This is a genomic window from Burkholderia sp. 22PA0099, from assembly GCF_047497165.1.
Lineage (GTDB): Bacteria > Pseudomonadota > Gammaproteobacteria > Burkholderiales > Burkholderiaceae > Burkholderia.
Window position 1 is genome coordinate 3,645,839 of sequence record NZ_CP163165.1, and the last position, 25,120, is coordinate 3,670,958.

Below are 25,120 nucleotides of genomic sequence, written 5' to 3' on the forward strand. Positions count from 1 at the left end.
CACGGAAATCACACGATGTTCACCGGAATCGTCGCGGCGGTCGGCCGCATTGAAACCATCGAAGCGCTCGGCACCGAAGCCGATGCCGGCGTTCGGCTGATTGTGCAGGCGGGCGGCCTCGATCTTGGCGACGTCGCGCTCGGCGACAGCATCGCGATCCAGGGCGCCTGCATGACGGCCATCGCCACCACGGCCGATACGTTCACCGTCGACGTGTCGCGCGAGAGCCTGAACCGCACCGTCGGCCTGACCGAGGCCGGCGAAGTGAACCTGGAAAAGGCGCTGCGCGCACACGACCGGCTCGGCGGCCATATCGTGTCGGGCCACGTGGACGGGCTCGGCACCGTGACGCATTTCGCGCCGGTCGGCGAATCGCACGAGCTGCGCGTGCTGGCGCCGAAGGAGCTCGGCAAATATCTGGCCTACAAGGGCTCGATCACGGTCAACGGCGTGAGCCTGACCGTCAACGCCGTGACCGACCGCGAGGACGGCTGCGAATTCTCGATCAACCTGATTCCGCATACGGTGGAGGTCACGACGTTGCGGCATCTGAAGGATGGGGTGAAGGTGAATCTCGAGATCGACATGATTGCGCGGTATGTGGAGCGGATGTTGGGGGCGGACGCCCTCGTTACCGCCAAGTAACCGCATCACCGCGTCACCGCGCCGGCCGGCGCTTCCGGCCGGCGCGGTGCCCCTTCCCCGCCTCGCCCTCCCCGCTTCCCCCGCCATTTCCCTCGTCTCAACAATCTGTCATTAGAATACGGGCCTCGGGCGCTCGGGCCGGCGCCTTCCCGGACGCAATCCGCCCGCCCCGCGCGCCATCGGCAGCGCGGGCGGCGGCCGTCCTGCTCACCGCTTCCGAGGCAACGCCAAGGCGGTTCCGGCCGATATAACAAGCAGTCAACGCATACGGTTACGAATCATGGGAATCCAGCAGCACCAGAAACGGGTGCCGGTCGGCGGCCTCGCGTTTCGGGGCAGCGCGTTTGCCGCGCTCCTGATCGCGATGCACGGCGTCGCCCGCGCGGACTGCATCGACGACGCCGCCGCGTTCGAACACGTCAGCGTCGGCCTGATGCGCGCCATCGCGCAGGTCGAATCGGGCACGCGCACCAACGTCATCAACACCAACAGCAACGGCACGACCGACATCGGTCTGATGCAGATCAACAGCTCGTGGCTGCCACGGCTGGCGCGCGAAGGCATCACCGAGCAGAGCCTGCTCGATCCGTGCACCAACGCCTACGTCGGCGCGTGGATCCTCTCGCAGAACATCCGGCAATACGGCCCGACCTGGAATGCCGTCGGTGCCTACAATGCGAGCTCGCCGGACAAGCGGCTCGCCTACGCGCAGAAGGTGTACGACACCGCGCAATCCATCTCCAGCACGCAGGACGCGTCCATGCCCATCCTCCCGCCCTCGTTCACGCCGCCGCAAACCTACAACCCGTTCGCGAGCCTCAACGTCCAGCAGGTCAAGGTTGCGCCGCAGGGCGCGGCGGCAGCGGCGGCCGCCGCGCACAGGCCGGGAAGCCCCGGCGGCCCGGCCACCGCCGTGATCGCGGCATCCGCGCCCGGCGCCTACAACTTCGGCTGGGCCGTCACCGGCGCGGACGACGCCAAGCCGGTTCAGGTATTCGACGACGGCGCGAAGATCTACGTGCAGTTCGCCGACATGAAGCGCATTCCGGCGATCTTCGCGGATACGCCGCGCGGCCGCGTGGTCCTGCGCTGGGAAGCTCAGCCGCCCTACGCGGTGATCGCGTCGCTCGAATCGAAGCTGGTGTTCCAGATCGGCCCGGCCGAAGCAATCGCGCAGCGTTCGGCAGCCGGCGACGCCACCAAACCGGGCAAGCCCGGCACGCCGCCGTTGCAGGCCGGCGCGCCCGCGGCGCCCACCGCCACGACGGCAGCCGCCGCCACCGCCGTGGCCGGCAAGAGCCCGGCCGCCGTCGATCCGGCCGCCGCGCGCAAGGCGTCCACGAGCGCGCTGTGGTACCTGTCGGTGCCGTCGACGGCACCGGCCACACGCGCCGTGGCCGATACGACGCCGGGGCCCGCTGCCCCCGCAACGCCGGCTGCACCCGCCATCGAAGCGGCGAACACGGCCAGCACCGCGCCCTCGAAAGCCGCCCCCGCAGCAGCCCCCCTCCCACGCCGGCCGACACCGCCGCCTCGCGCAAGGCAGCCGCCGACGCGCTGTTCTACATGACCAAGTAAGACGCACGACGCAAGGCCACTTCTTCAGCGTCCTTGCGTTGTACTTTCAACCGTCCGACATCGTCATTTCTGCATTTTCATTTCATATACTCATTGGCAATCGTCAGCATTGCCAACTATTGTGTCGCGCAGTTCCGCATCGCCTCCCTCACCCTCCCCGAATCGCAAAAACGCCATTTTCCCCGGTGTTTTTTCGTGATTTCTCAGACCTGCATGTCATCCCGCTCATCGCAAGCGCGGGTGTTCCCCTGCAAGCCGAAATTCCGCAGCGGGATTACACTTCGGTGCAGCTGCCCCGGCATCATTCAAAGAGGCATGAAACACGTTCCCCAATAGGAGACACGGCTTCATATGAAAAACATAACAATTCGCCAACTCAAGACTTTCGAAAGTGTTGCGCGCAATTTGAGCTTTTCGCGTGCGGCCGAAGATCTGCATCTGACGCAGCCCGCCGTCTCGATGCAGATCAAGCAGATGGAGGATCACGCCGGCGTGTCGCTGTTCAGCCATGTCGGCAAGCGCATCGCGCTGACCGATGCCGGCGAGCTGATGCTGCGTCACAGCCTCGCGATCCTCGCCGATCTGAAAGCCGCCGAGCAATCGTTCGCCACCCTGAAGACGGGCAGCGCGCAGCGCCTGCGCGTCGGCCTGATCACCTCGTGCAGCTACTTCTTCCCGCAGTTGATCGGCGCGTTCATGCAGCAGAAGCCCGGCGTCGATCTCGACATGTCGGTGCGCAGCCGCGATCAGTTGGTCGCCCAGTTGCGCAGCGATAGTCTCGATCTCGCGGTGATGGTGCAGGCGCCGGACGACGCCGCCATCGTCGCCGAGCCGTTCGCGCCGAATCCGTTCGTGCTGGTGGCGACGCCCGATCATCCGCTGGCCGGCGTGCGCGACATCGCCCGCTCGCGCATCGCTCAGGAGTGCCTGCTGGTGCGCGAGAGCGGCACCGACACGCGCAGCGCCGCCGACGACAGCTTTCGCGGCCAACCGTACGCCCCCCGCTTCATGGAGATCGGCTGCGCCGAGGCCATCAAGCAATCGGTGATGGCCGGCATGGGCATCAGCCTGCTGCCGAAGCAGACGGTTCAATCCGAACTGCGCGCCGGCCTGCTCGCGGTGCTCGACGTGCAGGGCTTTCCTCGCAAGCGCAACTGGTGCGTGGTCCATCGCGCCGACCGCCATCTGCCGCCGGCGGCCGTCCATTTCCGCGAATTCCTTCTGACCGAAGGCAGCGCGCGGCTCGAACACATCACGGGGATCGACAAGGTGCAGGCTGACATGGCGCTTCGACGCTCCGCTTATGCTTCGGGGCCGGCGCGGCCCGTCGCGAGTACGGCGAGCCTCGACGTCGCGCTGCGCACCCGCGCCCTGTTACGCGACGACAGCCTGCCAGACCAGGGCGATATTCAAGGCGAGAATCACGGCGGTGGCGAAGCCCGCCACGACGACAATCTTGCGGCTCGCGGCAAAACTGCCCATCACTGAACGACGCGACGACAGCACCACGAGGGCGATCAGCGGCACCGGCAACACGATGCTGAGCACGATCTGGCTGTCGATCATCGCGTGCATCGGGTCGCAGGTCAGGCACACGATCACGGCCGGCACGATGGTGATCAGGCGGCGCACCATGACCGGCGTGCGAAAGCCCACGAAGCCCTGCATGATGTTCTGCCCGGCCATGGTGCCCACCACCGAGCTGGAGATGCCCGAGGCCAGCAGCGAAACAAGAAACAGCACGCCGGCACCGGCGCCGAGCACGGGCGTCAGCGTGTGATACGCCGCCGCGATGTCGGCAATGCCGGGCGCGCTCTTGCTGAACACCGAGGCGGACATCGCCACCATCGCCATGTTCACGAACCCGGCCAGGCCCAGCGCGATCCATACCTCGCGATTCGAGAAGCGCACCAGGCGGCGGCGTTGATAGTCGTTGCGTGCCGGCGCGCGGTTCTGCGTCAATCCGGAGTGCAGATAAATCGTGTGCGGCATGATGGTCGCGCCGACGATCCCCACGGCCAGCATCAGTGCCTGGCTGCCGTGCAGTTGCGGCACGAAGGTATGAAAGATCGCCGCATGCCAATCGGGCGGCGCGATGAACAGCTCGCCCAGATAGCTGAGGCCGATCACGGCGATGAACGCGCCGATCACCAGTTCGAGCGGGCGAAAGCCCTTCTTGTCGAGCGACAGGATGCCCACCGTCACGATGCCGGTGATCAGCAGCCCCCAGGCCAGCGCGAGATGAAACAGCAGCGAGATGCCCATCGCCGCGCCCATGAATTCGGCCAGGTCGGTGGCGATCGCGGCGATCTCGGAGCCAATCCACATGGCGATCACGAGCGGCTTCGGGAATTCGTCGCGGCACACTTCGGCCAGGCTGCGGCCGGTCACGATGCCGAGCTTGGCGGACATCGCCTGGAACAGCATCGCCACCAGCGACGACAGCATCACCACCCACAGCAGGTCGTAGCCATAGGTGGAGCCGGCCTGGATATTGGTGGCGAAGTTGCCCGGGTCCATATAGCCGACCGACGCGATCACCGCCGGCCCCGCGAACGGCAGCAGCGCGCGCAGGCCGCGCCGTTCGTTGTCGAGCGTGTCGCGCATCGCCGAGACGGCGTCGGCGGTCGTCGTGCCGGACAAGGCCTGGCTGGCGGTGCGTTTGAGTGCCATCGGCATGGTGAGAGCCTCTTGCGAATTCTTGCGAATGTGCTGGATTTCGATAACGACAAACAACGAGGAAGCGGGCAGCCGCGCGTCGTGCGGCAGGCGTCGAGCCTGCGCGCACGCGCACGTCACCTCAGGCGAGCACGTCGCGCCGGTCCTTCAGGCGGTGGATCGCATCGAGCGTCTCGTCATCGACGCGCAGATGCTCGCGCAGCAACTGTCTCGGCACGTTCGCCAGCCATTGCGACAGCGTGATCTCCGAGAAGTGATCCGACTTGAAGATCTCGAGGAACACCAGGTCCTCCTTGCCGGTGTTCTTGATGTAGTGGCCGAGATTCTTCTCGACGTAGCCCACATCGCCCGGGTTGAAGTCCACCGTTTGCGCGGCCGGCCCGGTGTTGAACACCGTCATGCGCGCCGAGCCCTTGATGAAGTACTGCCATTCGTCGTTGTCCGGGTGCCAGTGCATTTCGCGCAGGCCGCCCGGCTTGACCGTCACGAGCGCCGCGGCCACCGTCTTCGACACCGGGAAGTTGCGGCTGTCGACGATGCGCACTTCGCCGCCGGCATTCGAGATGGTCGGCGTCATCGCGCCCATGCGGAAGATGAACGGATGATCGGGGCGGCCGGCCGGCGACGCGCAGTAGGCCTGATCGGCGGCGAGCGGGCCGGCCTTCGCGCCTTGATAGATCCACAGCTGTTCGAGCGGGATCTCCTTGAACTTCTCGGCCGGCACGCCGAAGTTCTGCGCGAGGATGTCCGGCGGCGTGTGGGCGAACCAGTCGGACACCATCAGCGTGTTGAATTCGCCCGACGAGCCGTTATCGAAGGCCAGCACGAATTCGCCGCCGTTGTCGCCCAGGCCCTGCAGCGAGTGCGGCAGGCCCGGCGGGAAATACCAGATGTCGCCGGCCGCCACGTCGGCCACTTCGGCGCGGCCCTTGGTGTCGATGGTGGTCACGCGCACCTGGCCGCTGACCATGATTGCCCACTCGGCCTGCTGGTGCCAATGCAGTTCGCGCACGCCGCCCGGCCCGAGGCGCATGTTCACGCCGGCGATGTCCTTCGAGATCGGGAACGCCTTGGTGGTCACTTCGCGCGCCCAGCCGCCGGCCTGGATACGCTTGTGGGCGAGATTGAACGAGGCCCACGGAATCGGCATGCCGCCGACGTCGGTCGCGGGCGGATTGTTGAACGACGGCAGCACGTCGCGCAGTTGCGGATTCTGCGGGCCGGGCTCGGACAGCGCGGCCGGCGTGGAGTTGATCGCGCCTTGCGGCGGCGTGTCGGGGTTGCCGAATTCGGCGGCCTTGGCGGCCACCGCGGCACCCATCGCGACGGCCCCTGCTGCCGCGCCGACCAGCACACTGCGACGTTTCATATCGGTCATGCTCTGTTCTCCTGAATATCTTTTCCTGATGAGGATCGGCTCTCGCGGCGCTTGGCACGCGGCGCTGTCGATCGATCGGAACCTTGCTGTCTGCTCCGTGACGCCAATACTAGGGACGCAAGCTCAGGATGAACAATCAGGAATTCTTGGCGAGTGCATAAGCAGGTTTGATGGATCGCCGCGCCGATCGCACATAGGATTTGCGCATGCGCTGGTGTTCGAACCGGTGCAACGCGCGGTTCAATTCAAACGGAAGCAAACGCAAGGAGTGTGAACATGGGTAGCCTCAGCATGACGCATTGGCTGATCGTCCTGGCGATCGTGTCGCTGGTGTTCGGAACGAAGAAACTGCGCAGCCTCGGCACCGATCTGGGCGGCGCGATCAAGGGCTTCAAGGAGGGGATCAAGGAAGACGAAGCGGCAGCCGCACCCGAGGCGCTCGCGCAAGCGGCCGTCTCGAACGACGCCGCGCTGGACGTTCAGGCGAAGCGCCCGGCCGCGCAATCCTGAACGCGGCGCGCAGGCACCGGGCGCATCACGAGATGCATCACGGCTGCTTCGCCGTCAGCAGTTCCACGCCGAAGCCGACGAACACGAGGCCGGTCGTGCGCCGCATCGCCGCCACCGCTCGGCTCGCGCGCAGGCGCCCGTGCAGATGGCGCACGCCGGTCGAATAGATCGCGTGCACCACCAGCACCGTCAGCGCGATGGTCAGGTACATCTCGGTGAACTGCAGCGGCAGCGAGCGTTGATGATCGACGAACTGCGGCATGAACGCGGACAGGAAGATCATCGTCTTCGGGTTGCTGCCGGCCACGATCATCGATTCGCGCAGCAGCCGCCAGCGGCTGACCGGCACGGCCGTGCCCGGCGCCCCGCCCGCTTCGGCGCCGGCCGCCACGGGCCGCCCGGCGTCGCGCCATTGCCGGATGCCGATGAAGATCAGATAGGCCGCCCCGGCCAGCTTCAGCGCAATGAACAGCGGCGGCATGGCGGCCAGGATCGCGCCGACACCGAGCGCCACCAGCGACACCACCACCAGTTGCACGAACAGGTTGCCGGCGATCGACACGACCGTGCCGCGCGCGCCGTGACGCACCGTGTTGCGGATCACGAGCAGCACGTTCGGGCCGGGCGTCAGCGTGGTCAGCAGATAGGCGAAGGCGAACAGCAACCAGGTGTGGGCGGACATCGGCATCTCCGGAAGGCGAATGGGCGGGAATGGTGGGGCCGGAACAGCCGCGACGGCGGCCGCTCATGGCAGCCAGCCACGGCAGCCGCGACGAGCCGGCAAGGCCGCCAGCGCCGATCATGCCACGCCGGCGCGGGACGCGCGCCGCCGCCCGGCACCGGGCTCGCGCGGCCCACGAAAGCCGGTGCGCGGGCCGGCCGGCGCCGTGGCCCCATCAGCGGCCTCACGCGCGGCCCGTCACGCGCCCCTTCACGCGACCCCACGCGGCCCAATTTCCAAGGCAGCCGGCCCGCCGTGACGTAAAATAGCGCTTTTCCCCAGCGGACTCCCTTTTTCCGATATGAAGCTCGCCTCCACGCCCGACATCATCGCCGAGCTGAAAGCCGGCCGCATGGTGATCCTCGTCGACGAGGAAGACCGCGAAAACGAAGGCGACCTGATCCTCGCCGCCGATTTCGTCACGCCGGAAGCGATCAACTTCATGGCCCGCTACGGCCGCGGCCTGATCTGCCTGACGCTGACGCAGGAACGCTGCAAGCACCTGAACCTGCCGCTGATGACCTACCGCAACGGCACGCAGTACGGCACCGCGTTCACCGTCAGCATCGAGGCGGCCGAAGGCGTCACCACCGGCATCTCGGCGGCGGACCGTTCGCACACCATCGCCACGGCCGTCGCACGCGACACGCGCGCCGACCAGATCGTCCAGCCGGGCCACGTGTTCCCGATCATGGCGCAACCGGGCGGCGTGCTGGTGCGCGCCGGCCATACCGAAGCCGGTTGCGACCTGACGGCGCTCGCGGGCCTCACGCCGGCCGCCGTGATCTGCGAAGTGATCAAGGACGACGGCTCGATGGCGCGCCTGCCCGACCTGATCGCGTTCGGCGAGCAGCATGGCATCCTGATCGGCACGATCGCCGACCTGATCCACTACCGCAGCCGCACCGAATCGATCGTCGAGCGCGTGGCCGAGCGCACCATGCAAACAGCGCACGGCGCGTTCCAGGCCGTGCTGTACCGCGACAAGCCCACCGGCTCGCCGCACATCGCGCTGGTGCGCGGCACGCCCTCGCCCGACGTCGACACGCCGGTGCGCGTGCACGAGCCGCTGTCGGTGCTCGACCTGCTCGAAACCAGCACCTCCACGCACTCGTGGACGCTCGACGCCGCGATGAAGGAAATCGCCGCGCGCGACCTCGGCGCGGTCGTGCTGCTCAATTGCGGCGACAACAAGGAGCATCTCGTCGACGTGTTCCGCGCGTTCGACGAGGAAGAAAAGGCCGCGGTGCTCAAGCGCCGCCCGGTCGATTTCAAGACGTTCGGCATCGGCGCGCAAATTCTGCGCGACGTCGGCGTCGGCAAGATGCAGGTGCTCGCGAACCCGCGCAAGCTCGGCAGCATGTCGGGCTGGGGTCTCGAGGTGACGGGCTTCGTGCCGATGCCTGGCGGCGCGGCGTCCGAGGTCTGAGTTCCACGCAACCGACTGACCCGCCGCTCCCAACCACGCTGAACCCAACCACGGAATGAACATGGAAATCGGACAATACCAACCGAATCACGAGGGTGAAGGCCTGCGCATCGGCATCGTGCAGTCGCGCTTCAACGAGCCCGTCTGCAACGGCCTGGCCGATGCATGTGTCGAGGAGCTCGAACGCCTCGGCGTGACCGGCGAAGACGTGCTGCTGGTCACCGTGCCCGGTGCGCTCGAAATCCCGCTGGCGCTGCAAAAGCTGGCCGAAAGCAACCAATTCGATGCGCTGATCGCGCTCGGCGCCGTGATCCGCGGCGAAACCTACCACTTCGAACTCGTCTCGAACGAAAGCGGCGCCGGCATCTCGCGCATCGCGCTCGATTTCAACACGCCGATCGCCAACGCCGTGCTGACCACCGAGAACGACGAGCAGGCCATCGCCCGCATGACCGAAAAAGGCCGCGACGCGGCCCGCACGGCCGTCGAGATGGCCAACCTCACGATGACGCTCGACCAATTGAGCGACGACGAGGAAGAAGAGGACGAAGACGAAGAAGAGGAAAACGAATGAAGAAGAGTGCACGCCGACAATCGCGCGAACTGGCGACGCAGGGCCTGTATCAATGGCTGCTGTCGAACGCGTCCACCGGCGAGATCGACGCGCAGTTGCGCGGCGCGCAGGGTTACGACAAGGCCGACCGCGAACTGCTTGAAACCATCCTGTACGGCGTGATCCGCGAACACGTGGATCTCGCCGCCGCGCTGACGCCGAACCTCGATCGCCCGATCGAGCAACTGTCGCCCGTCGAACGCGCGGTGCTGCTGGCCGCGACGTTCGAGCTGAAGCATCAGATCGAAACGCCGTACCGCGTCATCATCAACGAGGCCGTGGAGCTGACCAAGACGTTCGGCGGCTCGGACGGCTACAAGTACGTCAATGGCGTACTCGACAAGCTGGCCGTCAAGCTGCGTCCGGACGAAGCCGTCGCGCGCCGCTGATATCGCCGAAAGGCACTCCCGCGGGCGCTACGGCGCCCGCCCTCTTTTCCACTTCTGGTTTTCTCCGCCATGAATACTGCCGCCGAATCGCTGATCCGGCTGGCGTCGCGCGTCGACGCGATCCAGCCGTTCCATGTGATGGAAGTCGTCAAGCAGGCCGCGCTGCTCGAACAAGCGGGCCGCGACGTGATCCACATGAGCATCGGCGAGCCGGATTTCACGGCGCCGGAGCCGGTGATCGAAGCGGCCGCCGCCGCGATGCGGCGCGGCGTGACGCAATACACCAGCGCGCTCGGCATCGCGCCGCTGCGCGAGGCGATTGCCGCGCACTACATGCGCACCTACGGCCTGACGATCGCGCCCGAGCGCATTGTCGTGACGGCCGGCGCATCGGCCGCGCTGCTGCTGGCCTGCCTTGCGCTGGTCGGCCGTGACGACGAAGTGCTGATGCCGGACCCGTCGTACCCGTGCAACCGCCACTTCGTGGCCGCCGCCGAAGGCCGGCCGGTGCTGGTGCCGAGTGGCCCCGAAGCGCGCTTCCAGCTCACCGCCGACGACGTGCGCGAACGCTGGGGCGACCGCACGCGCGGCGTACTGCTCGCCTCGCCGTCGAACCCGACCGGCACCTCGCTCGCGCCCGACGAACTCGGCCGGATTCTCGGCGCCGTGCGCGAGCGCGGCGGCTTCGCGATCATCGACGAGATCTACCAGGGCCTCAGCTACGACGGCCCGCCCGTCTCGGCGCTGTCGTTCAGCGACGACGCGATCACCGTCAACAGCTTCTCGAAGTACTTCAACATGACGGGCTGGCGGCTCGGCTGGCTGGTGGTGCCGCCGGCGCTGGTCGGCGTGTTCGAGAAACTGGCGCAGAACCTGTTCATCTGCGCCTCGGCGCTGGCCCAGCACGCGGCGCTGGCCTGCTTCGAGGCCGATACGCTGGCCATCTACGAAACGCGCCGCCTCGAATTCATGCGCCGCCGCGACTACATCGTGCCGGCGCTCGAATCGCTCGGCTTCGAGGTGCCCGTGAAGCCGGACGGCGCCTTCTATGTATACGCACGCTGCGCCAAGGTGGCGCATCCGGCCGCCGGCGACAGCGCGAAGCTCGTCGATGCGATGCTGCAGGACGCGGGCGTGGTGCTGGTGCCGGGGATGGATTTCGGTTCGCATGCGCCGCGCGACTATATCCGGCTCTCGTATGCCACCGCCTACGGGCGGATCGAGGAAGCCGTCGCGCGCTTGCGGACGCTGTTCGGCGGCTGAACGCCACCGGCCCGGCGAAACAGAAAGTTGCAATTGGCGGGACAAAGTAAAACGGGGCGCTCGACAGCGCCCCGTTTTTCATGGCTGCGGCAACCCGCGATCAGGTCCCGACTTCCGACGAACCGTCGTGCTTCACGCCGGTCTCGGCGCTGGCGTCCGCTTGCGGCGGTGCGGCCGGCTTCGGTTCGGCCGGTGCGCCGGCCTTGATCGTCAGCGGATGCGCGCCGTCGAGCGTGGCTTGCACGCGCTTCGGGCTGGCCGCCGGGGCCGCGGTGGAAGCCGTGGTGACCGGCGTAGACAGCGGCGCGTAGATCGACACATTGCGGCCACGCGACACATCGCGCAGGCGGACGCGTTCGCCGAGCACCTTGGCGCTGTAGCCGCCGTCGTCCGGGCCGGTCACGCCGTTGTAGAGGCGCAGCCCGCCCTGCAGCGAGCCGCCGCGGGCGATGCAGTCCTTCAGCACCAGCGCGCCGACCTGCAGGTTGACCACGGGGCGAAGCGCCGCGTCGGTGCCGCCCGCGTATTCGAACTTGTCGGAATGGATCTTCGACATCACCTGCATCAGGCCCTGGGCGCCTGCGCCGCTTTCGGCGTACGGATTGAAGCCCGATTCGATCGCCATCACCGACAGCAGCAGCAAGGGATCGAGGCCGACGTCACGGCCGGTGTCGAACGCGGCCGTCACGAGCCGGCCGACCGCCTCCTGGGCGACGTGATAGCGGCGCGCGAGGTAGGTGGCGACGAGCGCCTGCTCGCGGCTGCTGTAGATGCGGTCGCTGCGGGCATCGGCGGCGACGCGCTGGATCGGGATCAGCTTCGCCAGCGTGACCGGCGACTGGCCGTTGCGCACGGCTTCCGCGGTGGCCAGGGCGGCCGCGTCGCTGGCGCCCAGATCCGCCGTGGCGGGCTGGTAGGACACCGGCGACACCTGGCCGTCGGTATCGATATCGTCATCGGTATCGGCATTGCCGGGGCCGAAGGCGGGCAGCGGGTGCCCGGACAGCAGCCGCGCGGGGCCAGCCTTGACGGCGGCCGACAGCACGGGCATCAGCTTGGCGGCCAGGGTGCCGCGCGCGTTCGGCAACATCCAGAGCGCCAACGCGACGAGCACGGCGCAACCGCCGACGATGCTGAAAAGGTGGTGACTGACACGCGTCCCCCGACGCAGCACGTCGCGCAGCAACTGCGCGTGCCGTTCGTTGGGACGCCACGATAACCAAGCGTTCATTCAGATCTCCCATGAACATGACTCGTGCGGCTCGCTCGACTCGAAGCGAGAAGGACGCGAAACCGCGGAATCAGGACACCGCGGGCCCGGATGGGGCTGCGACGTCGGAGAAACGGTATGAGTACCGTTCGGGGGCCAGGGCGGTCACGAGAACAATGCCCGGCGGGCAAGGTGACGCGCGGTGGCTTCCACGCAAAAAACCAGCGTCGCTAAGGCGCTGGCTAGGACGAAAAACAACCGTCACATGCCGTTTCATCGCGGCGGACGGCGACGCGGAGCGTCGGGTAGACCGGAGCGGACTGGCTGTCTGCCAGGGGGTCCGGCGAACAATGTGAGCGGATTCTAGGGAGGGTTTTATAGATCGTCAACACTATAAAGTCCGCAAATCATAACAAAAAGTAATGATTTGTTACGTCGCGGATCGAAAAGCCGCGCGCTGTCTGGGTTTCACGGGCGCTTAACAAATTTGCGGTTCGCGCTCGATAAAACGGTCGCCCGGGTAGAATCGGGGCTCGTTTTTCGGCGCGCCGCGTCGTCAATGCACCCCGCCGCCGCGTGCGGTCGATGCCAATATTTCCATGAAATACAAAGACTTACGAGATTTTACCGAACGCCTCGAAGGCTTGGGCGAGCTGCGACGGGTCAGCCAGAGCGTCTCGCCCGTCCTCGAAATGACCGAGCTGTGCGACCGGGTATTGCGTGTCGGCGGCCCGGCGCTGCGGTTCGACTCACCAACCGGCTACCGGTTTCCGGTGATCGGCAACCTGTTCGGCACGCCGCGCCGCGTCGCGCTCGGCATGGGGGTGGATGCGGACCGCGCCGACGACGGCTCGGCCCTCACCTCGCTGCGCGACATCGGCCACCTGCTGTCCGCGCTGAAGGAGCCGGAGCCGCCCAAGCGCCTCGCCGACGCCGGCAAGCTGCTGTCGCTGGCCAAGGCCGTGTGGGACATGGCGCCGAAAACCGTGTCGTCGCCGCCGTGCCAGGAAATCGTCTGGGAAGGCAACGATGTCGATCTGGCGAAGCTGCCGATCCAGACCTGCTGGCCCGGCGACGCCGGCCCGCTGCTGACGTGGGGGCTGACCGTCACGCGCGGCCCGAACAAGACGCGCCAGAACCTCGGCATTTATCGCCAGCAACTGATCGGACGCAACAAACTGATCATGCGCTGGCTCGCCCATCGCGGCGGCGCGCTCGATTTCCGCGAGTTCGCGCTGGCCAACCCCGGCAAGCCCTACCCGGTCGCCGTCGTGCTCGGCGCGGACCCGGCCACCATGCTTGGCGCCGTCACGCCGGTGCCCGATTCGCTGTCCGAGTATCAATTCGCCGGCCTGCTGCGCGGCGCGCGCACCGAACTGGCGAAGTGCCTGACGCCCGGCGTCGACACGCTGCAGGTGCCCGCCCGCGCCGAGATCGTGCTGGAAGGCTTCATCTACCCGCAACAGGGCGAGCCCGACGCGGCGCCGGCCGGTGCGCCGCCGCGCCCGACCGGCACGCGCGGCGCGGCCGCCTACGAGCACGCGCTCGAAGGCCCGTACGGCGATCACACCGGCTATTACAACGAGCAGGAGTGGTTCCCCGTGTTCACCGTCGAGCGCATCACGATGCGCCGCGATGCCATCTATCACTCGACCTACACCGGCAAGCCGCCCGACGAGCCGGCCGTGCTCGGCGTCGCGCTCAACGAAGTGTTCGTGCCGCTGTTGCAGAAGCAGTTCTCCGAGATCACCGATTTCTATCTGCCGCCCGAGGGATGCAGCTACCGGATGGCGATCGTGCAGATGAAGAAGAGCTACGCCGGCCACGCGAAACGCGTGATGTTCGGCGTCTGGAGCTTCCTGCGGCAGTTCATGTATACGAAGTTCATCGTGGTGGTGGACGAGGACGTCGATATCCGCGACTGGAAGGAAGTGATCTGGGCGATCACGACGCGCGTCGATCCGGTGCGCGACACCGTGCTGGTCGACAACACGCCGATCGATTACCTCGACTTCGCCTCGCCCGTCGCCGGCCTCGGCTCGAAGATGGGCATCGACGCCACCAACAAGTGGCCCGGCGAAACCCAGCGCGAATGGGGCCGCACGATCGAGATGGATGCCGCCGTCAAGGCGCGCGTCGACACGCTCTGGACCGAGATCGGCCTGGGCTGATCGCCCGGTGGGCGGCGCGCGGCCAAGGCCGTGCCGCCCACCGCGTTACGTTTGCATACCAATCCGCCCACGCACTGAACGAAAAAATGGCGCTTCCCTCTGCCTCGATGCTGTCCGACGGCTTTTTCCTGTCGCTGTCGCTGTGTCTCGACATCGGCCTCGTCAACGTCGCGATCCTCTCGCTGACGCTGTCGCACGGTTTCAAGCCGGGCTTCTGGCTCGGCCTCGGCTCCTGCTTCGGCGATCTCGCCTATGCCGCACTCGCGCTGGCCGGCATGGCCGTGCTGCTGCAATTCGAGGCGGTGCGCTGGGTGGTCTGGCTCGGCGGCGGTGCGGTGCTGCTGTTTCTGACCTGGAAGATGGCGCGTGAGGCGCTGTTTCCGCCGAAGCCGGCCGAGGCCGGCGAGGCCGCCGCCGCATCGGGTGCGGCCAAGGCAAGCGCCCCGCGCAGCTTCCTGCGCGGCATGCTGCTGGCGATGTCGTCGCCATCGGCCATTCTGTGGTTCGCCGCCGTTGGCGGCGCGCTGATCGCCAAGGCCGGCGCGACCACGCCGGTCACGGCCTCGGTGTTCCTGAGCGGGTTCTTTCTCGGCGGCCTCGCCTGGACGCTGTTCCTGTGCGGCCTCGCCAGCCAGGGCCGCAAGCGCGCGGGCGCGGGCCTGATGCGCGCCTGCCACGTCGTGTCGGCGCTGCTGTTCGCGTACTTCTCATATAGCGTGATCGTCGGCGGCTATCGCGACCTGATCGTGCACGCGGCCGCCTGAGGCATCCGCCCCGTCTTTCGTTCACGCAAAAACAAACGGCGCGGCACGGTGTTCCGTGTCGCGCCGCGCGTTGGCGCGCGCCGGTCAGGCGCGCGAGCGATGCTTACCAGTGACGGCCGTAGTAGCCGTGATGGTAGTGATGCCAGTATGGGCGGCCATAGTAGCCACCACCGTAGACGACCGGCGGCGGGCCGTAGTAGGCCGGGGCCGGCGCATAGACGACCGGAGGCGGCGGCGCGTAGACAACCGGCGGCGGCGCGGCATAGACCGGATACGCAGGGGCGATCGGCAGGCCGATCCCGACGCCGATCGAAACGTGGGCCTCGGCGGCGCTTGCAACACCCAGGCCGAGCGCGGCGGCAGCGATGAACGGAACGAGTTTTTTCACTTCGGTTCTCCTGGCGGCAGGTTCGATTTGGCCGCCACATGAACAGCGACGAATGCGCTGCGGTACGGGATCCAATGTAGCGAAAACCCCTCCCGCGGGCCAACCGCATTTGTTGCAAATTGCAATTGCCGTGCCGGTTCGTACCACGCCCGGCGCGACATTCCGCGCCCTGCCATGGCCTGCCAGGCACGTGCGCCGGAGCGGATTGCGCGATGAAGCCGGCAAATCGGTCAGGATTTCCGATAGATAAAGCCGAAGATCCGAGCCGCTCGGTAATGATTGATTACAAATTCTGACCTCGGCGACACGGCTTGCGCGCAGGGCCGTCTCATCCGGCTGTACGTTCAAATGCAGGATACTGACGCCCTGCCGACTTTCCGCCCTCTTGCCATGCCGCTCCCGTCCACTCCCCGTCTCGGTTTCATCGGTGCCGGCCGGCTCGCCCGCTGCCTCGCACGCCGTTTCGCGCAGGCCGGCTTTCCGGTCACGGCCATCGCGAGCCGCACGCCGGCTTCGGCCGAAGCGCTGGCCGCCACGATCGACGGCTGTACGGCCGCCGCCACCCCGCAGGCGGTGGTCGAGGCGGCCGACCTGATCTTCGTGACCGTTTCCGACGACGGCATCGGCCCCATCGCCGCATCGTTGCGCTTCGATCCGGCGCGCGCGCCATCGCAGGCGCTCGTGCATTGCAGCGGCGCGTCGAGCGTCGAATTGCTGGCGCCCGCGCGCGACCAGCAGGTGCAGACGGGCGGCTTCCACCCGCTTTATCTGTTCGGTGGCGGCGACGCCGATCTCGAACGGATCACCGGCTGCTCCGTGACGATCGAGGCCGACGGCACGCTGCGCCCCGTGCTCGACGCGCTTGTTGTCGCGCTCGGCTGCCATCCGCTCGCGATTCCGGCCGGCGGCCGCATGCTGTATCACGCCGCCGCCAATTACGCGGCCAGCTTCGCGCTGTGTGGGTTGGCCGAGGCCGTGTCGCTTTGGCGCACGCTCGGCATCGACGAGGCCGATGCGCTGCGCGCGCTGCTGCCGATGCTCGCCGGCACCATCGAGACCGGCCGCGACAAGGGCCTCGCGAACGCGCTGGCCGGGCCGGTGTCGCGCGGCGACGCGGGCATCGTCGCGAAGCAGTTGACGCTGCTCGATGCGCTCGGCGGCGACCACGCCACGCTGTACGCGCTGATGACACGCCGCGCCGTCGAACTCGCCGGCCAGCGTGCCGTGCCGCCGGCCGGGCTCGACGCGGTCGGACGCAGCGTCGAAGCGCTGCTGGCCGCGCGGCTCTCCAAGGCCGCCCCCGATGGCCGCGAGCCGTGATAATGTGACGCCCGATGCAGGTCGCTGCCCGATGGCGGCTGCATGCCACGCTACCCGACTGTCTGACAAGGATTCCAACGATGCTCGGCGAGATCGCCCGCTTTCTGATCAATACACTGTTCACGCTATTCGGCGCCGCCCTGTTGCTGCGCGCCTGGATGCAGGCGGTACGCGTACCGCCGTACAACCCCGTCACGCAGGCCGTCCTGCAGGCGACCAACTGGCTCGTGCTGCCGCTGCGCCGCGTGATCAGCGGCACGCGCGGCATCGACTGGGCCAGCGTGGTGGCCGCGGTCGTCACCGCGTTCGTCTATGTCGTGCTGATGCTGTCGCTGGGCGGCTTCGACGTGATGTCGATCCTGCCCACGCTCGCGATCGTCGCGCTGCTGACCGTCGTGAAATGGGCGCTGAACCTGGTGCTGTGGATGACCATCCTGATGGCGCTGCTGTCCTGGCTGAACCCCCGCTCACCCGCGATGGCGATCCTGTTCCCGCTGACCGCGCCGCTGCTCAACCCGCTGCGCCGCGTGCTGCCGAGCATCGGCGGCATGGATCTGTCGCCGATCCTGCTGTTCGTGATCGTGCAGGTGCTGCTGATGGTCGTGACGCGTGCGACGATTTCGATGACGATGTTGACGCTGTAGGCGTCGATGGTGGTTTTTCGCACGCAAAGAGAAGCGCCGCCCTTGAGCGGCGCTTTTTTATTGCCGCGGCTCAGACCAGCCAGGTGCGGGCGGTCCAGATGCCGAGGAAGGTCAGCGCGAACGAGCCGACCAGATGCACGAAGGCAACCGCTGCCGCCCAGCCGAGCCGCCCGTCGACGACATGCGTGATGACTTCGGCCGAATAGGTCGAGAACGTTGTGAGGCCACCCATGAAGCCGGTAATCACGAACAGCCGCCACTCGGGCGCAAGGCCGGCCTTCGCACCGAAAAAGACGATCGCGACGCCGATCAGATAGCCGCCGATCAGGTTCGAGGCCAGCGTGCCGAGCGGCAGGTTCGGCACGACGAGGTTCAAGGCCAGGCTCAAGCCCCAACGGAGCAAGGCGCCGAGGCCAGCGCCGACGAAGATCGCAACGATCGAGGGGAACACGGGGAATCCTTGGGCGGAGAAGATGACGAGTGGCGTCACTGTAGGCGCTGAGGGGCGGAGGTGGCAATGCATGGCGGGATCGCACCCGGGATCGCGGGCTTGCCCTGCCGGGGCAAATCCCTGTAAAATCTCGCGTTCTGCGGGCGTCGTATAATGGCCATTACCTCAGCTTCCCAAGCTGATGACGTGGGTTCGATTCCCATCGCCCGCTCCAGCATCCCCGTATCGCAATCTCGGCGCCCAGCTTCGGCCCGAACCCCGCGCGAAGCCGCCTCACCGAAGGCGGCTTTTTCGTACCGGCATCCGGGCCACGCCCCATCCGGCCGAACGTGCGGCGCCGCGGTGCTGCGCACCGGCGCGATTCGCCCATTCAGAACACCATGAGCCACACTCCCGACGACACCGGCCTGCCGCAAGACGGCACGCCCGACGATGCCACGCCCGACACGCCGTCCGACGACAACAACCCGCTGCGCCTGCGCCGCATCCGCAGCTTCGTGACGCGCGCCGGCCGCGTGTCGACGGGCCAGCGTCGCGCGCTCGACGAATTCGGCCCGCGCTACGTGGTGCCGTACGCGCCCGAACAGCCCGACTGGGCCGCGGTGTTCAATCGCAATGCGCCACGCATTCTCGAAATCGGCTTCGGCATGGGCGCCTCCACGGCGGAGATCGCCGCGCATCGCCGCGACGACGATTTCCTCGGCGTCGAAGTGCATGAGCCGGGCGTGGGCGCGCTGCTCAAGCTGATCGGCGAGCAGAGCCTGACGAACATCCGCATCATCCAGCACGACGCGGTCGAGGTGCTGGAGAACATGCTCGCGCCGGACAGCCTCGACGGCGTGCATATCTTCTTCCCCGATCCGTGGCACAAGGCGCGTCATCACAAGCGCCGCCTGATCCAGCCGCCGTTCGTCGCGCAACTGGTGTCGCGCCTGAAGCCGGGCGCGTACCTTCACTGCGCGACCGACTGGCAGAACTATGCCGAGCAGATGCTGGACGTGCTGGCCGCCGATCCGCATCTCGAAAACACGGCCGACGGCTACGCGCCGCGCCCCGACTACCGCCCGATCACGAAGTTCGAGCGGCGCGGCCTGCGGCTCGGCCACGGAGTATGGGATCTGGTGTTCCGCAAGCGCATCCGCGCATAACGAACGCGGCGCACGGCAGGATCGCCAGGATTCCGAAACGAATCCGCATGAAAAAACGGCAACGCCTCGTTCGACGCGTTGCCGTTTTTTATCCCGCCAGGCCGCTTCAGCTCCAGTTCAGCCAGCCGCTATATCCCACCAGCAACACCAACAAACCGAACACGATCCGGTACCACGCGAACGCCGTGAAATCGTGCGAGGCCACATAGCGCAGCAGCCAGCGCACACAGGCGAACGCACTGACAAACGCCGCCACGATCCCCACCGCGAACAGCCCGATCGAATCGACCGAGAACGCGTGCCAGTCCTTCACCGTTTCGTAGAACGTGGCGCCGAAGATGATCGGGATCGCGAGGAAGAACGAGAACTCGGTGGCGACGCGCCGGTCGAGCCCGGCCAGCATCCCGCCGATGATGGTCGAGCCCGAGCGCGACACGCCCGGAATCAGCGCGCAGCATTGCGCGATGCCCACCTTCAGCGCATCGAGCGGCGTGAGCGCATCGATCGACATCACGCGCGCCGGCTCGCGGCGTTCGCGCTGCCGCGACTCGGCCCAGAGGATCACGGCGCCGCCGGCCACCAGCGCGAACGCCACCGGCACCGGCGAGAACAGCACGCGCTTGATGGCCTTCTCGAACAGCAGCGCCAGCACGATGGCCGGCAGCGTGGCGATCACCACGTTCAGCGCAAAGCGCCGCGCCTCGGGCCGCGACGGCAGCCCCGCGATCACCGTGCCGATCCGGCGGCGATATTCCCAGCAGACGGCGAGGATCGCGCCGAACTGGATCACGACGTCGAAGGTCTTCGCCTGATCCGCATTGAAATTGAGAAAGCTGCCGGCAACGATCAGGTGGCCGGTGCTCGACACCGGTAGAAATTCGGTCAGTCCTTCGACGACGCCGAGTATCAGCGCCTTGCAGATCAGTATCCAGTCCATCGTGGGCCCGTTCGTCAGAGTTGCAGGAAACGGGCCGCCCCCCATCACGACAACGCGCGGCCCGGCCGGCCGCACGACCGGAATCGTCACTTTTCGACGATTTCGACGCGTATGCCGTTTGTAAGGATCGTAATTGTACCGGGTTCGTAGTGAACCCCGGCAAATTGCAGTTGATCGGGCTTGAACGTGTAGATCGGATAGTTGGTCAGCAACTGCGTGGCGAGCAGGCCGGCGGCTTGTCCGACCTGCGGCGCGTAGGTCTGCGCGTCGCCCGCGAGGTTGACGCTGTCGACGGCCGGCGCGCGCAGCACGACCGACAGGCTGGCCGGATCGTAAGCCAGTTGTGCGGAAATGGTAAACGTGCCGCTGACCGGTTCGCGCAGGAACGGGCTGGTGAAATGCGCGTCGAGTTGCACGGCGATGCGGTTCTGCTCGGGCAGCATGCCCACCGCCGGGTTGGCGAGCGCGACGTCGAACACCTGCGACACGGTGCGCTGATACGGGAATTTGCGCGCCACCGCGCGCTGCACGTCGCCGCGCGAGAACGTGTAGTGATTGGGGATGAACGGAAACGTGGGCGTCGCGGCGCATGCGGCCAGCGACACGGATACGCCCAATGCCGCAAACGCGGCGGTCACGAAGCGGCGACGGCCGCTTGCGCGCGATGGATTCATGCGGATTCTCCTGCGGCCGGCGAGCCGGGCGACCGCGCGCCGCGGCCCCGCCCTCGGATTGCATTGCGGCCCGCCGCGACGTGGTAATGCCGCCGCAGGCCCGGGGGCACAAGCCTAGCATGACGCCCCCCGACGCATCCGCAACGGCCGATCGCCGGAAGGCACGCCGGTCGGTCGGTAGCGCAACGGCTCGACGCGGCGCCCGCGCAGCGCGACAATCGCCACGCCGGCATCTGCGGAGCGGCCGCGCGACACGCATCGCGCGGCGTCACTGGAGGGGACATGACTTATGAAGAAGCGTCGGAACTCGTGCCCTTCACCGCGGAGATCGAAGCCGCGCTCGTCGAACTGGCGCTGAGTCGCGCGCCCGTGCGGCTGGCCAAGCTGGCCAGCGCGGCGTCGGAGGACGAGCGCTTCGACCGCCTGCCGCGTGCGGCGGCCGCCGCGTTCCATCTCGGGCTCTACGCGGAAGCACGGGCGCACGCCGAGGAAAGCCTCGCACTCGCGCCACGCCACCCGGCCGCCTGGAACCACGGCAACGCGGTGCATCTCGGCAATACGGTGCTGGGCCTGCTGGCGCTGCGCGACGACCCGCACCGTCACGGCCTCGCCGTGACCGCACTGCTGGCCTCGGCCGCCACGCCCGGCTCGCCGCAACTCGCCAGCTTCGGGCCGACGATGCAACTGGCCAAGGCGTTGCTGCGCGAAGGCGAGGCCATCCCCGTGCTCGACTATCTGATGCGCTGCCGCGGCTTCTGGCCCGCCGGCGCGGCGTGGCTCGATATCTGGGAGCGCAAGATCGGCGCGGGCCAGGTGCCCAACTTCTTCGAGCACTCGCTGATGTAGCGCCTTGGGCATTCAACGCGGCGCGGTCAGCACCTCGAGTTGCGTGAGCCACGCCATCGCCTCGTGACGGCTTGCACCGCACATCTCGGCCGACGGCTGCAGGCCCGAGCAGCAGGCCGGCCGCTCGGGCTGCCCGAAGATCCGGCAGTTGAGCGCCGCGTCCAGTTGGACGCACGGGGTGCCGGCCGGCTTGCCGTTCGGCATGCCCGGGATCGGGCTCGTGATCGATGGCGCGGTGCAGCACGCGCCGCATCCCGCGCGGCACGCATGTGCGTTGTCCGGCCCTGATTGTCCTGCCGCTTCCACGTTTTCCCGCCTTCCCTGCCAATGCAAACCGGCATTGTGCCATCGCAAACTTCGACGATATCGGCCTATCTCGTTATCACCGGCAGCGACTAGACTGAACCGCGTCGCTCGTCGCCTGTCGGTCTACCTCATGACGTCCTGTTCCCCCGCCCCCTTGTTCCGCCCCGATCTGCTCGCGAAATATGCGGCGAACGGCCCGCGCTACACGTCGTACCCCACCGCGCTGCAGTTCGACGATCGCTTCGACGTCGCCGACTACACGCGCGCCGCAGCCGATCCGGGCGCCTCGAACGCGCTGTCGCTGTACGTCCATATTCCGTTCTGCGCCACCGCCTGCTTCTACTGCGGCTGCAACCGCATCGCCACCCGCAACCACGCGCACGCGCGGCCCTACCTCGACCGGCTCAAGCAGGAGCTGGCGTTGCAGGCGGCCCGCTTCGATCCGTCGCGCACGATCACGCAACTGCACTGGGGCGGCGGCACGCCGACGTTCCTGTCCGAGCCCGAGATCGCCGAACTGATGGCGGCCACGCGCGCGCAGTTCCCGATCGCGCCGGACGACGAAGCCGAAATCTCGATCGAGATCGACCCGCGCACGGCCACCCCGGCCACGCTCGCGCACCTGCGCATGCAGGGCTTCAATCGCCTGAGCCTCGGCGTGCAGGACGTCGACCCCGAGGTGCAGCGCGCCGTGAACCGCGTGCAGCCGATCGAGCGCACCGCGAGCCTGATCACGGCGGCGCGGCTGATCGGCTATCGCTCGGTCAGCGTCGACCTGATCTACGGGCTGCCGAAGCAGACGGTCGCGAGCTTCGCGCACACGCTCGACACCGTGATCGAACTGGCGCCCGACCGCATTTCGGTGTTCGGTTACGCGCACCTGCCGGGCCTGTTCAAGATGCAGCGCCGCATCGACGACGCCACGCTGCCCACGCCGGCCGCGCGCATCGCGCTGCTGGGCCTCGCGATCGAGACGCTGACGCAGGCCGGCTATGTCTATATCGGCATGGATCACTTCGCGCGGCCGACCGACGAACTGGTCGCGGCCCAGCGCAACGGCACGCTGCAACGCAACTTCCAGGGCTACAGCACGTGCGCCGATACCGATCTGATCGGCATCGGCATGTCGTCGATCGGCAAGGTTGGCGATGTCTACGTGCAGAACGAGAAGGACATCGCCGCCTGGAGCGCCGCGATCGACGCGGGGCGGCTGCCGATCGCGCGCGGCGTCAGGCTGAACGCGGACGACCGCCTGCGGCGCGACGTGATCATGCGGCTGATGTGCCATCTCTCGTTGCCGTTCGCCGAACTGGAAACCGTGTACGGCATCCGCTTCGCCGAGCGTTTCGCGCCCGAACTGGCCCGGCTGCGCGATTTCGAGCGCGACGGCCTGCTGTCGATCGAGCCGCGCCGCCTGACGATCCACCCGGCCGGGCGGCTGTTCGTGCGCAACATCGCGATGTGCTTCGACGCTTATCTGTCCGGCGCCACCGCCGGGCGCTGCTCGAAAACCGTCTGACCGTCCGCCCCCGACCGTCGGCGGGCGGAGGCCTTCTGCGCTACAGTGGCGGTTTCCGCCGATCCCCGCCCCGCCACGATGCGCACGACCAAAGCGACCCTCGCGGTCGAACGCCTGAAAACCCGCACGGGCAATGCGCGCTACGCCGCCGTCAGCCTGCCCGGCGACCTGTTCTATCTGACCGACCGCGCCAGCGGCACGGCCGAAAAGCTCTGCGCGCCGCTGCCGCTCGACGAGTTCGTCAAGTTCGTCAACGGCGTGGCGCCGCCCGCGCCGCGCAGGGCCAGCAAGCTCGATGAGGCCTTCGAGGAAAAGATCCGCAACGCCAAGCGCTAAAACCCGCGCCGCAGCAAGGCGCGGGCGTGTTCCGGCGCTCGAATCGCGGCTCGTTTGGTACAATCGCCGAGTTAATTTCCCCGCTGACGGCCGCCTCGCGGCATGACCACCATGAACATCGAAAATGCGCGCTTCAACATGATCGAACAGCAGATCCGGCCGTGGGAAGTGCTGGACCCGGAGGTCCTGAGCCTGCTGTCGGTCGTCAAGCGCGAACACTACGTGCAGGGCGTCTATCGCGACCTCGCGTTCGCCGATCTCGAACTGCCGCTGCCCGGCGGCCAGAAGATGCTGGCGCCGCGCGTCGAGGCCCGCATCCTGCAGGAACTGGCCGTCAAGAAGCACGAAACCATCCTCGAAATCGGCGCCGGCTCGGGCTACATGGCTGCGCTGCTGGCCCATCGCGGCCAACACGTGGTGACGGTCGACATCGCGCCGGAGCTCGTGCAGTTCGCCACCAACAATTTGCGCGACAACGGCGTGACCAATGCCGAAGTGGTGCTGGCCGATGCCGCACGCGGCCTGCCGGAGCAAGCCCCGTACGACGTGATCTGCGTGTCGGGCGGCCTGCCCGTGGTGCCGCAGGAGCTGCTCGAGCAACTGAAGGTGGGTGGCCGGCTCGCGGCGTTCGTCGGTTCGCGCCCGGTCATGAAGGCGCAGATCATCACCCGCATCGATGATAAACAGTTCCGGGTCGCCGACGTGTTCGAAACCTACGTCGATCACCTCGTCAACGCGATGGAGCCGTCGCGCTTCCGGTTCTGATCGCGTCGCACCTCTTCCTCTCACGCCTCACCCCGACACCGTCATGCCGATGCAAATCCTGACCGCTCCCGCCCTGGCCGCATGGCTCGGCGACGCATCCCGCCCCGCGCCCGTCGTGCTCGACGTGCGCGAACCGTGGGAAGTCGCCACCGCCAGCCTCGCGGGCAGCGTGTCGATCCCGATGCAGCAGATCCCCGCGCGCAGCGAGGAGCTCGACGACGAAGCCGAAATCGTCTGCCTCTGCCATCACGGCATGCGCAGCGCGCAGGTCGCGATGTTCCTCGAATCGCGCGGCTTCACGAAGATCTACAACCTGCAAGGCGGCATCGACGCGTGGTCGCGCGATGTCGATCCGTCGGTGCCGCGCTACTGATCCCCACCTGACGCACCGCCTTCTCTCGCAACGCCGCAGCTCCCCAGGCTGCGGCGTTGTGCT

General features: G+C 67.3%; 27 protein-coding genes and 1 tRNA gene. 19 read left to right on the forward strand and 9 right to left on the reverse strand.

Going from position 1 to position 25,120, the window contains the following annotated elements; all coding sequences use genetic code 11:
- The first annotated feature begins 15 nt into the window (after positions 1-15).
- The 3 genes from AB4851_RS31550 (at position 16) to AB4851_RS31560 (ending at position 3,711) form a co-directional block, all read left to right on the forward strand.
- Positions 16-645 carry a riboflavin synthase gene (locus AB4851_RS31550; protein ID WP_414450196.1) on the forward strand — a complete coding sequence of 210 codons (630 nt, stop codon included), beginning with the start codon at positions 16-18 and terminating at the stop codon, positions 643-645.
- Positions 646-925: 280 nt separating this feature from the next.
- A complete protein-coding gene (locus tag AB4851_RS31555) occupies positions 926-2,215 on the forward strand; it encodes a transglycosylase SLT domain-containing protein (RefSeq protein ID WP_414450197.1) in 1,290 nt (429 codons plus the stop codon).
- 359 nt (positions 2,216-2,574) lie between these two features.
- The gene (locus AB4851_RS31560) at positions 2,575-3,711 is read left to right on the forward strand and encodes a LysR family transcriptional regulator (protein ID WP_414444139.1); all 1,137 of its coding nucleotides are present in this window, start codon (positions 2,575-2,577) and stop codon (positions 3,709-3,711) included.
- On the opposite strand, the gene AB4851_RS31565 is transcribed toward AB4851_RS31560, so the two are convergent.
- Positions 3,598-4,902 (reverse strand): Nramp family divalent metal transporter, encoded by a 1,305-nt coding sequence (locus AB4851_RS31565; protein WP_414450198.1) that lies wholly within the window; start codon positions 4,900-4,902, stop codon positions 3,598-3,600. The two genes, AB4851_RS31560 and AB4851_RS31565, sit on opposite strands and share 114 nt — an antisense overlap.
- 121 nt (positions 4,903-5,023) lie before the next feature.
- Entirely contained in the window at positions 5,024-6,280 is a 1,257-nt protein-coding gene (locus AB4851_RS31570; RefSeq protein ID WP_414450199.1) for a cupin domain-containing protein, read from the reverse strand.
- A 276-nt stretch (positions 6,281-6,556) separates the two neighbouring features.
- Here AB4851_RS31570 and tatA point away from each other — a divergent pair, with 276 nt between their 5' ends.
- On the forward strand, positions 6,557-6,790 hold the full coding sequence (gene tatA, locus AB4851_RS31575; RefSeq protein ID WP_414450200.1) for a Sec-independent protein translocase subunit TatA: 234 nt from the start codon (positions 6,557-6,559) through the stop codon (positions 6,788-6,790).
- Between the two features lie 37 nt (positions 6,791-6,827).
- Here tatA and AB4851_RS31580 read toward each other — a convergent pair whose 3' ends face one another.
- Positions 6,828-7,472 carry a LysE family translocator gene (locus AB4851_RS31580; protein WP_414450201.1) on the reverse strand — a complete coding sequence of 215 codons (645 nt, stop codon included), beginning with the start codon at positions 7,470-7,472 and terminating at the stop codon, positions 6,828-6,830.
- A 340-nt stretch (positions 7,473-7,812) separates the two neighbouring features.
- Here AB4851_RS31580 and ribBA point away from each other — a divergent pair, with 340 nt between their 5' ends.
- From ribBA to AB4851_RS31600, 4 genes are all read left to right on the forward strand, one after another.
- Positions 7,813-8,940 carry a bifunctional 3,4-dihydroxy-2-butanone-4-phosphate synthase/GTP cyclohydrolase II gene (gene ribBA / locus AB4851_RS31585; RefSeq protein ID WP_414444134.1) on the forward strand — a complete coding sequence of 376 codons (1,128 nt, stop codon included), beginning with the start codon at positions 7,813-7,815 and terminating at the stop codon, positions 8,938-8,940.
- 61 nt (positions 8,941-9,001) lie between these two features.
- Positions 9,002-9,514, forward strand: coding sequence for a 6,7-dimethyl-8-ribityllumazine synthase (gene ribH, locus AB4851_RS31590; protein WP_414444133.1), 513 nt, complete (start codon positions 9,002-9,004; stop codon positions 9,512-9,514).
- A complete protein-coding gene (gene nusB / locus AB4851_RS31595) occupies positions 9,511-9,942 on the forward strand; it encodes a transcription antitermination factor NusB (protein WP_414444132.1) in 432 nt (143 codons plus the stop codon). The genes ribH and nusB overlap by 4 nt, the downstream gene beginning before the upstream one ends.
- A 69-nt stretch (positions 9,943-10,011) precedes the next feature.
- Positions 10,012-11,205, forward strand: a complete 1,194-nt coding sequence (locus AB4851_RS31600) for a pyridoxal phosphate-dependent aminotransferase (protein ID WP_414450202.1) — start codon at positions 10,012-10,014, stop codon at positions 11,203-11,205.
- Positions 11,206-11,305: 100 nt separating this feature from the next.
- Here AB4851_RS31600 and AB4851_RS31605 read toward each other — a convergent pair whose 3' ends face one another.
- The gene (locus AB4851_RS31605) at positions 11,306-12,436 is read right to left on the reverse strand and encodes a transglycosylase SLT domain-containing protein (protein ID WP_414450203.1); all 1,131 of its coding nucleotides are present in this window, start codon (positions 12,434-12,436) and stop codon (positions 11,306-11,308) included.
- A gap of 578 nt (positions 12,437-13,014) precedes the next feature.
- Here AB4851_RS31605 and AB4851_RS31610 point away from each other — a divergent pair.
- Together AB4851_RS31610 and AB4851_RS31615 are read left to right on the forward strand one after the other, a co-directional pair.
- Complete coding sequence (locus AB4851_RS31610; RefSeq protein ID WP_414450204.1) at positions 13,015-14,586, forward strand: UbiD family decarboxylase; 1,572 nt, start codon at positions 13,015-13,017, stop codon at positions 14,584-14,586.
- 86 nt (positions 14,587-14,672) lie between these two features.
- Positions 14,673-15,350 carry a LysE family translocator gene (locus tag AB4851_RS31615; RefSeq protein ID WP_414444128.1) on the forward strand — a complete coding sequence of 226 codons (678 nt, stop codon included), beginning with the start codon at positions 14,673-14,675 and terminating at the stop codon, positions 15,348-15,350.
- A 103-nt stretch (positions 15,351-15,453) separates the two neighbouring features.
- Here AB4851_RS31615 and AB4851_RS31620 read toward each other — a convergent pair whose 3' ends face one another.
- Positions 15,454-15,738 carry a hypothetical protein gene (locus AB4851_RS31620; RefSeq protein WP_414444127.1) on the reverse strand — a complete coding sequence of 95 codons (285 nt, stop codon included), beginning with the start codon at positions 15,736-15,738 and terminating at the stop codon, positions 15,454-15,456.
- Between the two features lie 390 nt (positions 15,739-16,128).
- Between AB4851_RS31620 and AB4851_RS31625 the strand changes: the two genes are divergently transcribed.
- Together AB4851_RS31625 and AB4851_RS31630 are read left to right on the forward strand one after the other, a co-directional pair.
- Positions 16,129-17,058 carry a Rossmann-like and DUF2520 domain-containing protein gene (locus tag AB4851_RS31625; protein ID WP_414450205.1) on the forward strand — a complete coding sequence of 310 codons (930 nt, stop codon included), beginning with the start codon at positions 16,129-16,131 and terminating at the stop codon, positions 17,056-17,058.
- Positions 17,059-17,138: 80 nt separating this feature from the next.
- Positions 17,139-17,702, forward strand: coding sequence for a YggT family protein (locus AB4851_RS31630; protein ID WP_414444125.1), 564 nt, complete (start codon positions 17,139-17,141; stop codon positions 17,700-17,702).
- Between the two features lie 70 nt (positions 17,703-17,772).
- Here the strand turns inward: AB4851_RS31630 and crcB are convergent, their stop codons facing one another.
- Positions 17,773-18,153: a fluoride efflux transporter CrcB gene (crcB, locus tag AB4851_RS31635; protein WP_414444124.1), complete on the reverse strand. Its 381-nt coding sequence runs from the start codon at positions 18,151-18,153 to the stop codon at positions 17,773-17,775.
- A 139-nt stretch (positions 18,154-18,292) separates the two neighbouring features.
- Here crcB and AB4851_RS31640 point away from each other — a divergent pair.
- Both AB4851_RS31640 and trmB read left to right on the forward strand, forming a co-directional pair.
- A tRNA-Gly gene (locus tag AB4851_RS31640) sits at positions 18,293-18,367 on the forward strand.
- Positions 18,368-18,533: 166 nt separating this feature from the next.
- A complete protein-coding gene (gene trmB, locus AB4851_RS31645) occupies positions 18,534-19,301 on the forward strand; it encodes a tRNA (guanosine(46)-N7)-methyltransferase TrmB (protein WP_414450206.1) in 768 nt (255 codons plus the stop codon).
- Positions 19,302-19,407: 106 nt separating this feature from the next.
- Here the strand turns inward: trmB and AB4851_RS31650 are convergent, their stop codons facing one another.
- A complete protein-coding gene (locus AB4851_RS31650; RefSeq protein ID WP_414444122.1) occupies positions 19,408-20,238 on the reverse strand; it encodes an undecaprenyl-diphosphate phosphatase in 831 nt (276 codons plus the stop codon).
- 86 nt (positions 20,239-20,324) lie between these two features.
- Entirely contained in the window at positions 20,325-20,912 is a 588-nt protein-coding gene (locus tag AB4851_RS31655; RefSeq protein WP_414450207.1) for a DUF1439 domain-containing protein, read from the reverse strand.
- Positions 20,913-21,194: 282 nt separating this feature from the next.
- Between AB4851_RS31655 and AB4851_RS31660 the strand changes: the two genes are divergently transcribed.
- Complete coding sequence (locus AB4851_RS31660) at positions 21,195-21,758, forward strand: hypothetical protein (RefSeq protein WP_414450208.1); 564 nt, start codon at positions 21,195-21,197, stop codon at positions 21,756-21,758.
- Positions 21,759-21,770: 12 nt separating this feature from the next.
- Here AB4851_RS31660 and AB4851_RS31665 read toward each other — a convergent pair whose 3' ends face one another.
- Positions 21,771-22,064, reverse strand: coding sequence for a YkgJ family cysteine cluster protein (locus AB4851_RS31665; RefSeq protein WP_414444119.1), 294 nt, complete (start codon positions 22,062-22,064; stop codon positions 21,771-21,773).
- 130 nt (positions 22,065-22,194) lie between these two features.
- Here AB4851_RS31665 and hemN point away from each other — a divergent pair, with 130 nt between their 5' ends.
- The 4 genes from hemN to AB4851_RS31685 all read left to right on the forward strand — a co-directional run bounded on the left by hemN (position 22,195) and on the right by AB4851_RS31685 (position 25,057).
- The gene (hemN, locus tag AB4851_RS31670; RefSeq protein WP_414450209.1) at positions 22,195-23,583 is read left to right on the forward strand and encodes an oxygen-independent coproporphyrinogen III oxidase; all 1,389 of its coding nucleotides are present in this window, start codon (positions 22,195-22,197) and stop codon (positions 23,581-23,583) included.
- Between the two features lie 78 nt (positions 23,584-23,661).
- Positions 23,662-23,919, forward strand: coding sequence for a hypothetical protein (locus AB4851_RS31675; RefSeq protein ID WP_414444117.1), 258 nt, complete (start codon positions 23,662-23,664; stop codon positions 23,917-23,919).
- A 111-nt stretch (positions 23,920-24,030) separates the two neighbouring features.
- Positions 24,031-24,684 carry a protein-L-isoaspartate O-methyltransferase family protein gene (locus AB4851_RS31680; RefSeq protein WP_414450210.1) on the forward strand — a complete coding sequence of 218 codons (654 nt, stop codon included), beginning with the start codon at positions 24,031-24,033 and terminating at the stop codon, positions 24,682-24,684.
- Between the two features lie 49 nt (positions 24,685-24,733).
- Positions 24,734-25,057 (forward strand): rhodanese-like domain-containing protein, encoded by a 324-nt coding sequence (locus AB4851_RS31685; RefSeq protein WP_414445534.1) that lies wholly within the window; start codon positions 24,734-24,736, stop codon positions 25,055-25,057.
- Positions 25,058-25,120: the final 63 nt, after the last annotated feature.

Coding starts and splice junctions, on each gene's coding strand:
- AB4851_RS31550 (WP_414450196.1), top strand. CDS start 16: ATGTTCACCGGAATCGTCGCGGCGGTCGGCCGCATTGAAACCATCGAA.
- AB4851_RS31555 (WP_414450197.1), top strand. CDS start 926: ATGGGAATCCAGCAGCACCAGAAACGGGTGCCGGTCGGCGGCCTCGCG.
- AB4851_RS31560 (WP_414444139.1), top strand. CDS start 2,575: ATGAAAAACATAACAATTCGCCAACTCAAGACTTTCGAAAGTGTTGCG.
- AB4851_RS31565 (WP_414450198.1), bottom strand. CDS start 4,902: ATGCCGATGGCACTCAAACGCACCGCCAGCCAGGCCTTGTCCGGCACG.
- AB4851_RS31570 (WP_414450199.1), bottom strand. CDS start 6,280: ATGACCGATATGAAACGTCGCAGTGTGCTGGTCGGCGCGGCAGCAGGG.
- tatA (WP_414450200.1), top strand. CDS start 6,557: ATGGGTAGCCTCAGCATGACGCATTGGCTGATCGTCCTGGCGATCGTG.
- AB4851_RS31580 (WP_414450201.1), bottom strand. CDS start 7,472: ATGTCCGCCCACACCTGGTTGCTGTTCGCCTTCGCCTATCTGCTGACC.
- ribBA (WP_414444134.1), top strand. CDS start 7,813: ATGAAGCTCGCCTCCACGCCCGACATCATCGCCGAGCTGAAAGCCGGC.
- ribH (WP_414444133.1), top strand. CDS start 9,002: ATGGAAATCGGACAATACCAACCGAATCACGAGGGTGAAGGCCTGCGC.
- nusB (WP_414444132.1), top strand. CDS start 9,511: ATGAAGAAGAGTGCACGCCGACAATCGCGCGAACTGGCGACGCAGGGC.
- AB4851_RS31600 (WP_414450202.1), top strand. CDS start 10,012: ATGAATACTGCCGCCGAATCGCTGATCCGGCTGGCGTCGCGCGTCGAC.
- AB4851_RS31605 (WP_414450203.1), bottom strand. CDS start 12,436: ATGAACGCTTGGTTATCGTGGCGTCCCAACGAACGGCACGCGCAGTTG.
- AB4851_RS31610 (WP_414450204.1), top strand. CDS start 13,015: ATGAAATACAAAGACTTACGAGATTTTACCGAACGCCTCGAAGGCTTG.
- AB4851_RS31615 (WP_414444128.1), top strand. CDS start 14,673: ATGGCGCTTCCCTCTGCCTCGATGCTGTCCGACGGCTTTTTCCTGTCG.
- AB4851_RS31625 (WP_414450205.1), top strand. CDS start 16,129: ATGCCGCTCCCGTCCACTCCCCGTCTCGGTTTCATCGGTGCCGGCCGG.
- AB4851_RS31630 (WP_414444125.1), top strand. CDS start 17,139: ATGCTCGGCGAGATCGCCCGCTTTCTGATCAATACACTGTTCACGCTA.
- trmB (WP_414450206.1), top strand. CDS start 18,534: ATGAGCCACACTCCCGACGACACCGGCCTGCCGCAAGACGGCACGCCC.
- AB4851_RS31650 (WP_414444122.1), bottom strand. CDS start 20,238: ATGGACTGGATACTGATCTGCAAGGCGCTGATACTCGGCGTCGTCGAA.
- AB4851_RS31655 (WP_414450207.1), bottom strand. CDS start 20,912: ATGAATCCATCGCGCGCAAGCGGCCGTCGCCGCTTCGTGACCGCCGCG.
- AB4851_RS31660 (WP_414450208.1), top strand. CDS start 21,195: ATGACTTATGAAGAAGCGTCGGAACTCGTGCCCTTCACCGCGGAGATC.
- hemN (WP_414450209.1), top strand. CDS start 22,195: ATGACGTCCTGTTCCCCCGCCCCCTTGTTCCGCCCCGATCTGCTCGCG.
- AB4851_RS31675 (WP_414444117.1), top strand. CDS start 23,662: ATGCGCACGACCAAAGCGACCCTCGCGGTCGAACGCCTGAAAACCCGC.
- AB4851_RS31680 (WP_414450210.1), top strand. CDS start 24,031: ATGAACATCGAAAATGCGCGCTTCAACATGATCGAACAGCAGATCCGG.
- AB4851_RS31685 (WP_414445534.1), top strand. CDS start 24,734: ATGCAAATCCTGACCGCTCCCGCCCTGGCCGCATGGCTCGGCGACGCA.